Source organism: Ruegeria sp. CE9 (genome assembly GCF_056537425.1).
Genome location: NZ_JBQFRO010000013.1, coordinates 71830 through 86683, shown reverse-complemented (window position 1 = coordinate 86683; position 14854 = coordinate 71830). Strand labels below are relative to the sequence as shown.

Annotated in this window: 10 protein-coding genes and 1 pseudogene; 3 read left to right on the top strand and 8 right to left on the bottom strand. The window is 54.5% G+C overall.

Annotated features, from left to right (window positions below):
- Nucleotides 1-128: 128 nt before the first annotated feature.
- Nucleotides 129-602: a GlcG/HbpS family heme-binding protein gene (locus ACR0B3_RS20300; protein WP_480810627.1), complete on the top strand. Its 474-nt coding sequence runs from the start codon at nt 129-131 to the stop codon at nt 600-602.
- A gap of 339 nt (nt 603-941) precedes the next feature.
- Here ACR0B3_RS20300 and ACR0B3_RS20295 read toward each other — a convergent pair whose 3' ends face one another.
- The 3 genes and pseudogenes from ACR0B3_RS20295 to ACR0B3_RS20285 form a co-directional block, all read right to left on the bottom strand.
- Nucleotides 942-1076, bottom strand: a complete 135-nt coding sequence (locus tag ACR0B3_RS20295; RefSeq protein WP_480810626.1) for a hypothetical protein — start codon at nt 1074-1076, stop codon at nt 942-944.
- A gap of 186 nt (nt 1077-1262) precedes the next feature.
- Nucleotides 1263-1615 (bottom strand): annotated as a pseudogene (locus tag ACR0B3_RS20290) (transposase family protein); the annotation flags it as partial.
- A 176-nt stretch (nt 1616-1791) separates the two neighbouring features.
- Nucleotides 1792-2715, bottom strand: a complete 924-nt coding sequence (locus tag ACR0B3_RS20285) for a LysR family transcriptional regulator (RefSeq protein WP_480810625.1) — start codon at nt 2713-2715, stop codon at nt 1792-1794.
- Nucleotides 2716-2806: 91 nt separating this feature from the next.
- Here ACR0B3_RS20285 and ACR0B3_RS20280 point away from each other — a divergent pair, with 91 nt between their 5' ends.
- Nucleotides 2807-4096, top strand: a complete 1290-nt coding sequence (locus ACR0B3_RS20280; RefSeq protein WP_480810624.1) for an aminotransferase class III-fold pyridoxal phosphate-dependent enzyme — start codon at nt 2807-2809, stop codon at nt 4094-4096.
- Nucleotides 4066-4425, top strand: a complete 360-nt coding sequence (locus ACR0B3_RS20275) for a DDE-type integrase/transposase/recombinase (RefSeq protein ID WP_480810680.1) — start codon at nt 4066-4068, stop codon at nt 4423-4425. Before ACR0B3_RS20280 ends, ACR0B3_RS20275 begins: the two co-directional genes overlap by 31 nt.
- Nucleotides 4426-4587: 162 nt before the next feature.
- Here ACR0B3_RS20275 and ACR0B3_RS20270 read toward each other — a convergent pair whose 3' ends face one another.
- From ACR0B3_RS20270 to ACR0B3_RS20250, 5 genes are all read right to left on the bottom strand, one after another.
- Nucleotides 4588-7164 carry a hypothetical protein gene (locus ACR0B3_RS20270; RefSeq protein WP_480810623.1) on the bottom strand — a complete coding sequence of 859 codons (2577 nt, stop codon included), beginning with the start codon at nt 7162-7164 and terminating at the stop codon, nt 4588-4590.
- Nucleotides 7165-7516: 352 nt separating this feature from the next.
- Nucleotides 7517-10222: a calcium-binding protein gene (locus tag ACR0B3_RS20265; RefSeq protein ID WP_480810622.1), complete on the bottom strand. Its 2706-nt coding sequence runs from the start codon at nt 10220-10222 to the stop codon at nt 7517-7519.
- 306 nt (nt 10223-10528) lie between these two features.
- Nucleotides 10529-11179, bottom strand: a complete 651-nt coding sequence (locus ACR0B3_RS20260) for a hypothetical protein (protein WP_480810621.1) — start codon at nt 11177-11179, stop codon at nt 10529-10531.
- Nucleotides 11180-11478: 299 nt separating this feature from the next.
- Complete coding sequence (locus ACR0B3_RS20255) at nt 11479-12810, bottom strand: HlyD family type I secretion periplasmic adaptor subunit (protein ID WP_480810620.1); 1332 nt, start codon at nt 12808-12810, stop codon at nt 11479-11481.
- A gap of 38 nt (nt 12811-12848) precedes the next feature.
- Entirely contained in the window at nt 12849-14630 is a 1782-nt protein-coding gene (locus ACR0B3_RS20250) for a type I secretion system permease/ATPase (protein WP_480810619.1), read from the bottom strand.
- Between the last annotated feature and the right edge of the window lie 224 nt (nt 14631-14854).

Sequence of the window (14854 nt, the reverse complement as noted above, 5' to 3'; positions counted from 1 at the left end):
ACCACTTTGCAGCAACCTGAACGACAGGGAAAATTCGCAAAATACGCCTATAATTCGCGAGTTGCGCCTTGTAACTTGGCAAGTTCAAACGGCACTCAAAAGTGAAGTTTCAAAGCGGAACTTAACCCGTGCACTTCGAAACCCCGGAAGGCGCACGCGCTGCGCACGCCGACCCTTATGTGGAATTGAGCACCACTCTCGAATGGGCGCAGACCGCCGCCACGGTTGCGTCTCAGACCTGCGCTTATATGGGATTTGCAACAAAGGTCACGGTTGTGGGCCAGCGCGCAAATCCCCGCGTCCAACTGATGCGCGAAGGCGCGTTTCCGCACACCGTTCACACAAGTTACCGCAAAGCAATCACGGTCGCATCACGCCGCGAAGCGAACTCGGTGACTGAGGCCGAAAATGAGCATGAGCCTACGTTGGGTGCTGTGTTCAATGAAATCGGCCTGATTACACTTTCGAGGGGCGTCCCGATCATTTACGAAGGCGCGGTCATAGGTGGAATCGGAATTGCTGGGTATCCCGGCAAGGACGCAAATGGCAAGGAATTCGACGACATCTGCGCCGAAGCAGGTATTTCGGCAATCAGTGACTAACTGAGACCGTAGCGCACGCGAACTTGAAAAGAGGCGTGTCCTTAGGAGGCCCTCCTTCCTACAACTGCTCCAAGGTCAACTTTTTTGAATTGACCCAAGACTTTAGTGCTGCCGCAGCAAAATGCCTCCTTTCCGCCCTTTGTGCTGAATATTACCTGTCGAGAACAGAGAAATTGATGGTCTAGGTCTCCTGCCCTTCCTTGGTTTTGCGCGGCCATCAACTCGATGCCCACAGGCTGGAAATTGGAGCTGCAAACATGTTGTCCGCGAAGGGTAGGCAATCCCTTACTAGACCATTGATCAAGTCGACAGTCGGACAAGCGAGTTTGCGAGAGTCAATCAAGGATGCGTCAGAGTTTTACGTTCGAATTGATCGACCAGAATGACGTCGGCCAGAGCGTGATAGAATTGGACTACCTCCAAGGGGCGCTTCAACTCCAATCCACCTACTCTCAACTCGAAAGCTTGTCTCACCACCTTTGCTCCTATTCCTTTCCGCGCCAGCTCGCGCTGATCCGGTGAAGAATTACCGCATCGCGCACATCCCACCTGCAAAGCCGGAAGACTCATATGGCGACCCCAGGTTGTCATGCTGAGGAAATGAGCAAAACTCTACGCCCAAATAGAAGATGATTAGGTATCAAAGGAGTGACACAACCATTTGGTATTCACCCCGCCTCGAGTTCGATCAATCAGTCGGCAAGCCTCTCTTTTTCGCGGCCTTGCTGACTGCGGTATGATGTGCCTCAAGATACGTCGCATCGATCATCACGGTCCTTTTCTAGCCATGCACGGCTGCCAAGCCGATCATGATCCAACATATCCACCGGATGCAAATCGTCTTGTTGGTCAGGTATTCATGTGGAGCGCCAGCCATCGCATCCCATTGCGATTGAAAAAGATTGTACCACTCGGCACCATTTTTAGTCGACGCATAGTTGGTCATGCGAATGTGGGAAGAAACTGGAAATCTTGGCCATCTGCGCATCAGCTGGCCACCAACGTTCGCTCATGTCATCGCTCTGAATCATGATGCTCGTCGAAAATCAATGCAACCTGCCCGTGGTCCAACATCAAGTTTCGTGCCATGCTAGTCTTCGTCGTGGATGCAAGCTTGGATCATGCTCGTAGAGCGGTGTGAAACCAGTTTGCCAAGACGGCCTAGTTGGGATTGGCAACAACTTGTTGCTTAAACGCGTTTTTTCCAGAACCTTTGAAAGAACCGCTTTGCCTCGGCCGCTTCGGCAAACAGCCATAACTTGAACTGTTTCAGAGCATTTGAGTCACGAATCTCCTCGGGTTGAACAAAGAAATAGGAATCCGGTGAGGGCAGACGGGTTTGAAACGGGCAAATCAATGACGAGTTTTCAATATACAGCCAGGCCGTAACCTCATCCCCGATTGTGACACCGTCGCCTCGTGCCGCTGCTGCAAGGCACAATGAAGACCGGTTGTATATGCGCCCGGCATCTGGGTTCAGACTGCGGTCGCCAATGGCCTCTCGAAAGGCGCGCCACCAGAACCGGGTTTGATCATGGATCAGGTCGGGCTCGGGTATGTCGGACAGCTGCGGCGAACGATTCAGCGCTTGAAAGTAATGAGGGGCGGCCACGGGAAAGACGGAATTAGTAAGGAGTGGGTCAAACCGACAGCCGGTCCAGTCTCCTCGGCCCCAGATCACCGCGCAATCGTAGTCTTGTTCGGGTGGTTTGTTCATGGCGACCTCGACCGAGATCGAAATTCTGGTATTAGGCCAAGTTGCCTCAAACCGGCGGAGGCGAGGGAACAGCCAGAGCTCAGTGAAGTCCGCATCCCCGTAAAACCGGATTTGTTCCGGCGGAGCTTCTTTTGCGTGGCGCAATCCTGTTTCGATACGGCCAAACGCATCCGTGGCCAGATCCGCGACTTGCCGCCCGAACGGCGTGATCTCGACCCGCCTGTGAAATCGCATAAACAGAGGTTGACCAAGTTCTGCCTCAAGCAAAGCGATCTGTTTGCTGACGGCCGATTGCGTGACCCCCAAACGCTCAGCCGCTTTTGAGAACCCGCCTTCCCGGGCGACCGCTGTCAGGACACGTAAAGCGTTGAGATTTGGTAAGTCACGTTCTGGCATGAGGAAAACTCTAACAATGCAGGAATATTTCGAATTTGACTGAGTTATCCGATCATATCAAGTTGTAGCAGATTGAATTGTGGAGGTTCGATTGGCCCAGATTTTCCCGTTTACTGATCCGGTAGTGGCAGAAGAAACCCCACCGACGCAATTTGTGCGCGGTGAGGGGGTTCGTGTCTTCGATGCAGAGGGCAAACCCTATATCGACGCCGTGTCGGCCCTTTGGTGCGCGTCGCTCGGTTTCACCCCCGAACGGTTAACGCGTGCGATGACAGTCCAGATGGGTAAATTGGCCTATTATCACTCGTTCATGGGTCGCACGCCCGAAGTTGCCGATCAACTGGCGGCTCGGCTGGTTGCGCGCTTGCCGGGTATGGATCGGGTGTTTTTTGGCACCTCGGGATCTGAGGCTGTGGAAACGGCATCGAAATTTGTCCGGTACTACTGGAACGCAAGGGATCGCCCGCAGAAAAAGCGCATTATCGCTCGCGAGGGCGCATATCACGGGTCAGGTCAGATGAGCGCAGCTCTGACGGGTTTGACCTATTGTCATGACGGATTTGATTTGCCGCTGGACGCGGTCTTGCGCACTGGGCGACCCCATTACCTGCGCGATGCCGACCCAGGTGAGAGCGAGATCGATTTCTCCAAACGCCGCGCCCGTGAACTTGACGCGCTGATCACAGCTGCTGATCCCGGGACGGTCGGGGCGTTTATCGGCGAGCCTGCGATGGGGGCCGGGGGCGTTATCCTTCCGCCCGACGGATATTGGGCGGAAATTCAGAATGTACTGGCCAAACATGATATCTTGCTGATCGCTGACGAAATCATCTGCGGGTTCGGGCGGACCGGTGAATGGTTTGCCTGTGAGACCTATGACATTCATCCCGACATGATGACATTGGCGAAACAGCTGACAGCCTCAGTGTTCCCGATGTCTGCGACTGCAGTGTCAAGCAAAGTCTACCACGAGATTGAATCTTTGGGTCATAGCAAGGGCACGTTCGGCCATGGCGTCACATATGGCGGCCACCCGGTCGGGGCAGCGGTCGCGCTGGAATGCCTCGATACTTATGAAGAGATGGATTTACCCGCGCATGTTGGTCGTCTTGGTCAAAAGATCGCAGACGGTTTGGCTGAATTGCGCGGAACTCCTGGTGTCCTGGATGTGCGCCATCAGGGCATGTTGGCCGCGGTTGAGTTTGATACCGAAGCACAGGCGCGTGCTGTGGGTGAAGAAGCTGAACGTCTTGGTGTATTTTTTCGGATCATTGGGCCGGTAATGGCGATTGCGCCGCCTTACACATGCACTGACGCTGAAATCGATCAGATCACGGCAGTCATGAGGCAATCGGTACAAACTCAGATAGCTGCCGCCTGAACGAACTCGCTTATCTGTTCGCGGCCGACCACGGCCGCACGACAATTGGTATATGGACAACTGGTCGTACCGATCACGGAGAGAAACATTGGCAATGGCGTGCAATCAATGGCAATGGAGATTTACTTGACGTTCTGATCCAGCCTCGCCGCAACGCCAAAGCCGCAAAGCATTTCCTCAGCCGACTGGTTGCAGCCTGCGGCGAACCACGTGTCGTGATCAGGGACAAGCTGCGCAGCGGCACGGCACGGCACGGCGAAACTGCCATTCGCTGCCTTAGCATTCTCGCCCGATGCAAGAACGACACTCAATATCTGATGGGGGCTTAGGCGAACTCCTTCTGCGTTTCCCAAACGGAAAGAATAGCTCATCAACCTATCAAATCTCATGATGGAACCGTCTGAGCCGCGTTCGGAAACACAAAATCGCTCTCGACTACTATAAAACGCCACCCGGCCTGAGGGATGGCCGGGTGGAATGTGAATTTTACTTCAAGCTATGGACATTCCCAATGCCTCCAGCTGGCTCACCAGCGCGCTGTTCACCTCGTCGATAGAGTTCCAGTCATCTGCAGTGAGGTTGCCGAGGTTGAGGTCTTCTGCCTGCATATCCTGAAGCGTCACTGTATGGCCGCCGTTTCCGACAACTTCAAACACCAGATCATCACCGTTCTCGCTGACAGCAACGTCTCGTTCCCCGAGCGAGTTGAAATCCAGCACGTCCTCGCTTGCATCGAAACCGATGATTTCTGTCTTCACACCCCAGTTCCAAGTCAGTTCAGCAACATCTGCACCTGCGCCAAATGAAATGGCGCCTGCCGATTGATTAACGTCTGTTTCAGTGGAACCACCATCTGTGACACCACCATTGTCTGTACCAGAAGAGCTTCCGGAAAGATCACCCGTTCTGATCTGATGGCCGTCCGTCGTGGCTCCTACAGGTGCCTCAGGCGTCAGCAACATGGTGCGATCAACAAGTGTCACGTCGTTCTGATCGAAGCCGAAAGGAACCTCGAGGTTATCTTCCATCACTTGATCGTGGTGGAATTCGAACAGCCCTGGCACCAGATCGGCTTTGGTTACGTTTGTAAGTGTGACGCTCTGCCCAGTTGGCAAGGAAGAGATTACAAGACCGTCGTTGCTGTCCTCGACGGTCAGGCGTTCGCGGGTCCCGAAATAGAGAAAACTGATCTTCATGGTTGCGGGATCAAACCCGTCGATCACCTCGTGCACGCCATATTCATGACTCCGGGCGTAGACGGTATCCGCATCACGAGGACCAATCCCTTGCTCCCAGCTAACGACACCGCCCATATCCTGACGAAAGTGCTCGTTTCCAACGATGCCAAAGTCATCAATCGTGACGTCCTGAAAGGTGACGCCTTGTACAATCTGTGCCGCGTCGGACCACGGGCTGTCGATAACAATTTCACCGGCAGCCGACTTGGTGACAATCATACCATGAACCGAGGTGCCACCAAAATCCAACTCATCAACGCCCGGTCGGAAGCCCGTTATGTCGTCTGCATTGCTGTCGGCACGGTATCTCAGACCACCGGCATCCGTGTTTCCGGTTATGGCTGGCGGATTTGAACCGTCAGAGTCATAGCTGAGAGTATATCCTTGGCCCGCCCCCGGCGTGATGACAACTTGCCCAAGGGCCGAAGACAGCTCGTTCAGAACGGCTTGATCGGTGACTGAGAAGTTGCTGATATCTAGATCGGATAGACCAAATCCTGTGAATACGATCTGCTTGGTGACATTCCCGTCGGTCAGTTCGACCCGGACGGTCTGGCCCAAAGCATCTCCGCTTTCTTCAAAAATCGCAAAGTTTTCAGCGGTGATATCCGCGCTGATTTCGATAACGTCGCCCATTGCGGGCATGAACCCGTCTATGACCTGAGCTGCGGTGGCAAGGCTCAGGGTGATGTGCATATGCTGATGATTGTGCCCCCCACCATGGCCACCTCCGCCCGGTGTCGTACTGTCAGGTCCGACAACGCCGAGCACTTCGGTCGCTGCAGTATCGTCGAGGATGGTGAAATTCGCAGCGCTCAGGTCGGCAAGGGTAACACCGCTGAGTGTCGTTGATTGATTGTTCGATGGAATTGCAAACACAACCGAGCCGTTCATTTCGCTGACATCAAGTGCATCCGCGCTGATCCATGAGATGAAGATCGTATCTGTCGCCGGATCAAAATCGGAAATCGTGTTGTCTGTGCCCCAAGCCCATGTGATCACAACATCCGCAGTATTTTCGGTGGTATCGGCTGTACCATTGCCTGTCGGCTCGGTAGGCGGCGGTGGAGTTGTTGGCGGAAGTATTGGAGGAGAAGTATTCCCACCATCGGTTTCAGTGGGCAAAACACCATCAGTATAGACCTTGATTGCATCCTCTACCGAAGGCGCGTCATACCCGCCAAATTGTGAAATATAGCGTAGGATTGAGGTGCCGTATTCATCGACCGAGACGTTCCCGCCCTGCAAAAGCGCAAGCGTTCCCCACGCGCCCCGTAGATGTGCAGCAGCCATAATGCCGGTCAAGCTGAGGGTTACGGACACTTCCTGTCCATTTTCCGTATAGGTGCGGGTTGATCCGATATAGTCGGACAAGCTTTCACCTTGGTAACCCAGCCCGGTTTCTATGACCTGAAGATTGTACCCAAAGGCCTCTTGTATCGCGCGTTCCTGCGCTTCGGCGGTGGTAAAGTCCGCTAGTGAATTGACCCCGTTTTTTCCGGTCCAGCTTCCATCCCATGTATTCGAAGCCGCACCGTTTCCGTAATATACGTCGTCCGTATAATACCCGAGGTCGATCACAAGTGCCTCGCCGAACTGGTATCCAACAAATCCCAGCGAGTTCATTGAACGATAGGACATTGTATCCCATTCATCACTGCTCAGATCCGACCAACTGGAATAGCTGGGGTAGAACTCTGCGACCGTCCCTCCGGCCCATTGATTCAGTTGCCAGTCTTGAATGACACCGGCGTCATAACGTTCTCGATCCCAACCAGATTCAAACACACGCAAGGCGTCGCGAAACTCTTCATACGTACCATTACTCATGTTGAAACAGACTCCCATCTTGTCGTTGTTTCGGCCCAATTATCTCGGCCAATTTTGCCCGATCACGTCGGACCCAACTTGGGTAACAAGCCTGAAGTTCGAGAAACGTTAAGAGTTCATTAACGAATTAATCTGCGCGGAAGTGGGCTTAGATTAACCTATTGATGCGCAGAAAAACGCCGCAGCTCAGTGGGTTATAGCAAGGTTTGAGCAAGAGATCGGCGCAGATGCGCGAGTCTTCGCCATATATGGAATGTCGTAATAATTAACTTTGCGTCATTGCCGGATCGAATTGTTAAGAAAGCCTCAGCCGATCCAGATCGGCTGAGGCGTTTTCGTTAATCGGTGACGATCAGAGACCCCAGTCCTGCGACTGCTGAACCGTCAGTTCGCTGATGTGCTGCATTATGTCATATTCGCTGTGCACATTTTGGACAGTGACAATTCCTTGATCATTGGCACTGATTTGGCAGTTCCCATTTGAGAAGTTGAACTGCAACTGATCCAGCGAGGACAAGCCCAAGCCTTCCAGATCAAAGACGATCGCGTCATCCGCTTCAAAGTCTCTGATGCGCGGCGTGGCATTGGGGGAACCTGGACCGGTGAAGACAAAAGTATCGCTGCCTTCTCCGCCTGTCAGGTTCACCAGACCGGCTTTCGTTGACTGGTCGGCATCCAGGATGATCACGTCATCACCAGCGCCACCATCGGCGTTGGCGATAAGTGCACCCTTACGGATCATGATGATGTCATCGCCATCACCACCGTTCAGGTGAGCAGCCTGATTGTGTGCGCCGCCAATGATGTAGTCATCACCGCCACCGCCATTCAGGGTCACCATACCGCTGCCGTCGTCGCCAACCATATAGTCCCAGCTGTCAGTCCCATGTACATTTGGAACAGTATCATCAACTTGGACATCGATCCGGTTGCCGTATTTCTCAAACCACGCCAGCGTGTTCGAAGCAAAGGCAGGCTCATAGACAATTTCACCGTCCTGAAGGCTGCGCAGATCGATGTAGGATGGGTCAAATCCATTCCCGTCATCGTCATAGCGCACGATGTCTTCACCGGTCGTTTTGCTGAACAGCACGATCTGACCATTCTCGATACGATGATCCAGATCGAACCAGCCGGTCATCCCGTAAGCGCCGAGGTCGATCTCGATCCGGTCGCCATCATTGGCGTTGAAATCTGTGATCGTGTTCTCGCCACCATTGAGAACGAAGGTGTCTTTACCCTGGCCACCGGTCAAAGTGTCGTTGCCGTCACCCGAAACCAATGTGTCATTGCCTTCTCCACCATCCAGGATGTCGTTTCCATCCAAACCGTTCAGGACGTTGTCGCCACTATCGCCGGTCAGACGGTCATCGAATTGGCTGCCAATGACGTTTTCCACCTCGTAGATATAATCACGCCAATTCGCATCTGTGTGACCGTAGTATTCAACGCCGTTCACCTCGAAGTAGTTTTTGCCGTCTTCCTTGCGCATGTCCACGGTGACACCACTGCTGGCATCCAGATACGCGATGGTATCGTTGTCGGCGCCGCCGTAGATGTAGTTAATTCCAGACCCGGCGATGAAAAGGTCGTCGCCGCCGAAGCCCCAAAATTTGTCATCGCCAGCGTTACTTTCCTCACCGTCTTTGCCGAACCGGTTATATCCCATAAGGATATCGCCGTAATCCGTACCAAAGAGTTTGTCAGCAACACCATCTTCCCCATAAAGCTCGGTGCCGCCATAGGCACCCAGCATCAGGAACTTGCTGCTGCCCAATGCGTCAAGCGATCCGTTCGGCAAATCAAAGGACTGGCCCGAATTCATGTCGACACCGTTTTTGTCGATGAAAAGCGCGCTTTCGATGATCTGATTTGCCCAAGCTTTCCGGGTGGTCAAATTATCCCAATCCAAACTTGCAGGGAAAGAGTTCTTCAGATCGTCCCAGTAGATGACAGCGATCAGTTGGGGAGTGTCGTTCGATTCATCATAGATCCGAAACGCCTGTGCCTTTGGCAGACCATCATGCTTGATAGTGATGTCGTCAAAGTTGTCCTCGGACAATGGAATGATGATCGTATCCTGTGTCGGATCGAAATCACGCACATGCGTGGCATTGCCATCTTTGAACTTGCCACCGGCTTGACCGCCCATGTTTGAGAGCGCCTCTCCCATTCCTAAGAACAGATTGACGAAGCCGCTCAAGGGCCCAGGCAAGATGGCATCGGCAGCCGCACTCATGCCTGACCACAATCCATCGGCCATGTAGTCCGTAAAGTCTTTGCCATCGTTTGCGGGCGCATTTGCATCGCCAAGCACGAAGGTGTCAAAGCCAGAGCCGCCCCACAACTGGTCATGACCGACCTGGCCATCCTTGTTACCAGAATAGAGCCAGTCATTACCTGCGCCACCATAAAGCAAATCCACGCCGGTGCCGCCCAACAGAATATCGTTGCCGGTGCCGCCATAGATTACGTCGTCGTCAGCACCGCCATCGATATAGTCATTGCCTGACCCACCGCTGAGCGTGTCGTTGCCAGCGAGACCAAAGATCACGTCATCTCCGCCCATACCAAAGATCTTGTCATCGTGCTGGTATGAAGTACCGCGATGCGTGTCCGCGCCATAGATGACGTTGCCTTTGTCATTCCCGATCACGCCTGCTTCGACCCGATAGACGATGTCTTTATTAGCGCCTTTCTTGTGGTCAAAGTGATGCCAAATGTTGTTGGTGAAGTTGGTCTCATTCTCACCCAAGACCTTGACGAAGCCGGCAATGACCTTTTCGGTCACATCGAGCCTGCTGTTGTATGTGGTATATTCCTGCCAATTCCTGGACCAATACTCATGATCATAGCTGTCGAAGTGCATCTGATCGGGCGTCATCCCAATCTCGGTATCAATTCCATTGACGATGCGCGGCGGCAGAACGTCATCGGACGAGTCCGCCATGTTTTCTGGCACGATTGATGCATCTTCGATCTGTTCGTCGATAACATCATCCGTATTGACCGAACCCATCGCAAAAGTTTGGTTATTGGATTTCATTACATGTTTCATTTTCTTTCCTCCTTATTCTGGATGGTCGGTGCCCGGGTTTCGGGCCCATACGCATCGCAGATCATAAGAAAGATGTGGTTTTTCAGGCCGTTGATCTCAACCGCAAAACACGGCCTAACCTGTTACAAAGTATGACAAAAATAGAAACAAAGGCATTAAAAAACAACGAACCCGGCTGGCGCCGTTTCGGGCCCCAACCGGTGAGATAGTTTTTCCTTTTGGTTGCCCGGGTGCCTGTTTCGCAAGGAACAAAGACACCCGGATTTTAGTTGAGCAGCGATGTATGATCGCTGAGCTTCGCCCCACTTAGACGACCAGATCAACAAAGAAGTTGTCGGTCGGAACAGGGGTTCCGCAGATGTCTTCGCCGCCCGCGGTCGGTACGATCTCGCACAGGGGCGGAGGGGTCATTTCCATCTCGTCCTGCGGTACTTCGGTGCCGCATCTTGGGTCCGTCAAGATCGGCGGCAAGGCGATAACGTCGTCACCCTGGTCCAAAACGATCGGGTCGAAGGGCAGCGGGTTCACTGCAACCAGATCTTCACCGTCCTGAGGCACCGGGGTACCGCAACGAGGATCAGGCATGATCGGGGAAACCGCAGTGAGGTCACCACCTTCGGCGGCAGGAACTGCACCGTAAGGCAGGGGAGCTACCGCAACCAGGTCCTCATCCTGCGGAACCTCGGTGCCGCAACGGGGGTCCGGCATGATCGGCGAGACCGCGTTGACGTCATCGCCCTCACCAGCCGGGACCGCACCAAAGGGCAGCGGGTTCACCGCAACCAACTCTTCGATGGGATCTGCGACCAAGGGATCAATCGGCAACGGATTTACCGCGACCAGGTCCTCACCGTCCTGAGGCACCGGAGTGCCGCAACGAGGATCAGGCATGATCGGGGTCACTGCAGTGACGTCGTCATTGGCGATTTCAAAGCTCGTAGCTGTTTCATGTTTCATTGTATTTCTCCTTGTTACACACGTTGTTTAACACCCAAAAAATGTTTGAAACTTCCTCCTCGGGTACACTGAAAAGGTGGTTATCCGGGCTGATCATTACAACGCGCAAAAGGGCGCTAAAATGTTACAAAGTATGACAAAAATCGCTACTTTGATCTGAATTTGGACCAAATAGGACTTGCCATTTCGGCTCGGAATTGGCCTGTCTTGAGATGGCAAAAAACCAGCGCCATCTCTGACGCTGGTTTAACGTGTTGAGGGTCTTCAGAACCGTGGGTGATGGTCACACCATCAGGCGTTCAAACCTCGCGGAACGTAGTCCGGATCTGCTTGCTGAGCGGGTCAATCAGATACTCGAACAAAGTCCGTTCTCCGGTCGCGATATAGACCTCAGCCGGCATGCCCGGCAACAGATTGAGCTGACGGTCTTCCAAAAGCGAGAACGCTTCATCGTCCAAAGCGACCCGGGCTTCATAATACGACATTCCCGTCACAGGATCGGTCTTGAGATCAGCCGAAACATATTCGACACTGCCATCCAGTCGGGACACGACGTGCTGGTCGAAGGCTGCGATGACCACGTTTGCCGACTGCCCTACCGCGACATTGTTGATGTCCTGCGGCATGACACTGGCTGTCACCACCAAACCCTCTCCCTCGGGTACGATCTGCATCAGCGTCTCACCAGGAGCTACAACACCACCGACAGTATTAACCGTCAATTCATGCACGATACCGTCTGCCGGAGCCCGAAGGTCGACCCGCGCCATTTGCAGCTCAGCGGCGCTGCGACGTTCCTTCAGGCCATCCCGTTCAACCTCAAGCGCCGCAATCTCGTTCATAACTTTCTCGCGAAAGGTCTTTTCGAGTTGCAAAATGTTGATCTGCGTCTCGCTGATCCGACCACGGGCGACGGCGATCCGCGATATCAGGCCGCCGCTATTGCCGACCAAACCACTGCGTTGACGTTTCAGGGCAGTCACGCGGGTCTCGGGTGTCAGGCCCTTTTCCAGCAATTGCTGCTGACCCGCAAGTTCACTTTCAATGAGCTTGATCTCTTCGTCTGCAGCGTCGCGCTGCGCTTCGAGGCCGGTGATCTCCTGCTCGATCTGCATGATCTGCTCGTTCAGCGCGGCGACTTGTCCGTCCTGGGACAAACGGCGCGCTTCCATCATGGCGATCTGAGTTGCAAGCGCGCGTTGAACTTTTTCCTCGTCGTTTCGCGAAACGAGTTCGTCGGACAATGCCAATTCGTCCAATCCGTCCCGTTCGGCCGCCAGACGCGCCAGTTGCGCCTCGATCGCGACAAGCCTGTCATCAACCAAGGTCTGATTGGCTGACAGCAACTGGTTGTCGAGGCTCAGAACCACATCTCCGGCCTGAACACGATCTCCGTTTCTGACGTTGATGTCGCCCACGATACCGCCATCGGGATGCTGTACATCGCGTAGGTCAGATGAGACCACGACGTTGCCAGATGTCACAACCGCGCCGGACATGCGTGCCGTCGTCGCCCAGCCGCCGAAGCCAATGGCAAGTACAGCAATGGCGGCTAGGCCAAATCCGATGGATCGGATAGAGCGGTCCTTAAAGCCTTCGGCATGGGTGTTTGAATTCGGGTTGATATTCATGGTTTCCTCCATTCATTCGATTTCAGTACAGGCTGATGTCAGCCCGCGGCGGCGGCAGGTGTCGCCTCTGCAGGTTCGGCCTGTGGGGTTTCATCGACTGTCTTTTGCTGTGACTGCGCGGCAGCAGCGGCTTGATTGCGCTGGCGCAACCTCTCCATCACCTCGGCGCGGGGGCCAAAGTCTCCGGCGCGGCCTTCCTCCATGATTAGGATCTTGTCGACCGAACCAAGGACGCTGGCCCGGTGCGCAATGACGATCACAATCGCTCCGCGCGCCTTGGCAGCTTGGATCGCATGGTTCAGCGCAGCCTCGCCAACAGCATCTAGGTTCGAGTTCGGCTCGTCCAGCACCACCAGGAATGGATTTCCATAAAGTGCACGGGCAAGAGCAACGCGCTGCCGCTGACCACCGGAAAGGGCCGCTCCACGCTCGCCGACAGAAGTGGCATAGCCGTCTTTGAAGCTAGCAATCAGTTCGTGGACACCTGCAGCTTTAGCGGCGGCAATGACCTCTTCGTCCTTCGCATCGGGATCAAAGCGCGCGATGTTCTGGGCGATGGTGCCGTCAAAAAGTTCGACATCCTGCGGCAGAAAACCGATCTGCGGTCCAAGTTCCTCGGGCAAGTACTGGTCAATCGGTACACCGTCGAGGCTGATGTTCCCTTTGGCTGCCGACCATGCGCCAACCAATGTGCGGCCCAAGGTCGATTTACCGCTGCCGGTCGAACCAATCACAGCAAGCGCTTCTCCGGCCTTCATGTCGAAACCTACGCCTTTGAGAACAGCGCTGGTTGCCATCGGCGGGGCAGCGATCAGCCCGTCGACGGTCAGTGATTTTTGAGCTTTGGGCAGCGAGATTCGCTGCTCGGCTTCGCCACCCGACAGCGTGTTCTTCAACTGTGCCCAAGCCTGCCGCGCCGCGACAAGGCTGCGCCAGCTGCCTACAAGAGTCTCGATCGGCTGCAGCCCACGGGACATGATAACCGACGCGGCCACAATCGAACCCGCCGAGATTTGCCCGTGAATCGCGAGGTAAGCCGCAACCGCCAGGACGCCAGACTGCAGCGCGAGGCGGAAAACCTTGGTAAAGCTGCCAGAGACGCCGACAGTTGTTGCAGCATTGGCACTTGCACCAAGATGCAGATCGTTCACGTCCTGCCAGGCACGGCCCAGATTGGACTGCATGCCCATGGCCCGGATCATTTCGGCGTTGCGGCGGCTGGACTCGGCCAGACGGCTGCGCTTGCCAGCGTGCTCAGCCTGAACGCAAGCCGCAGCACGTACCTTGATGTCGGTGACAATCGCGATGGCGATCAGAGCCACAGCGCCCACGACACCAACCAGGCCCAACCACATGTGCATGGCAAAAACCAGCCCCAGATAAACCGGGATCCAGGGCAGATCAAAAAGCGCACCTGCGCCCTGACCCGACAAAAAACCACGGATTTTCTCGACATCCTGGATAGCTGCAACAGGGTTGCCTCCAGTGCGCATTTGGGAAGGTTCTGTAAGGGTGCAGTCAAATGCGGTCCGGGTCAGCTGTTGTTCGAAACGATGGCCCATGGCAACCAGCACGCGGGTTCGCGCACCATCGATCAGCGCCATAAACAGATAGAGACCGGCCACCAACGTGCTGAGTGCGAGCAACGTATTCACACTCTGACTGGACATGACGCGATCATAGATCTGCAGCATGAAAATGGGGCCGGTCAGCATCAGCAGGTTCACCGCACCGCTGAAGATACCGGTGGCAATCAGGTTGCGTCTCAGCGCGCCTTTGGCTGCAGCGAGTTGAGGATGAACGGACGAATGTTGTTGCATGACGGGCTCCTGTTCGAATGACTGTGGGAATTACGTGGGGGCCCGCAGCGAAGGCCCCAAGCGCTTGTCACACTTTGATTCAATTGGGTTTTCGGCCCTGACTGGAGCTAGGTGGCTTAACCGCACATACAGCCCTCTTCTGAGCTAGGGGAAACCCATCGCACTCGCCGATACATCGCAAATGCAATTTCCGCTTGGGAAAGCAGCCGAACTTGAACTAGCGT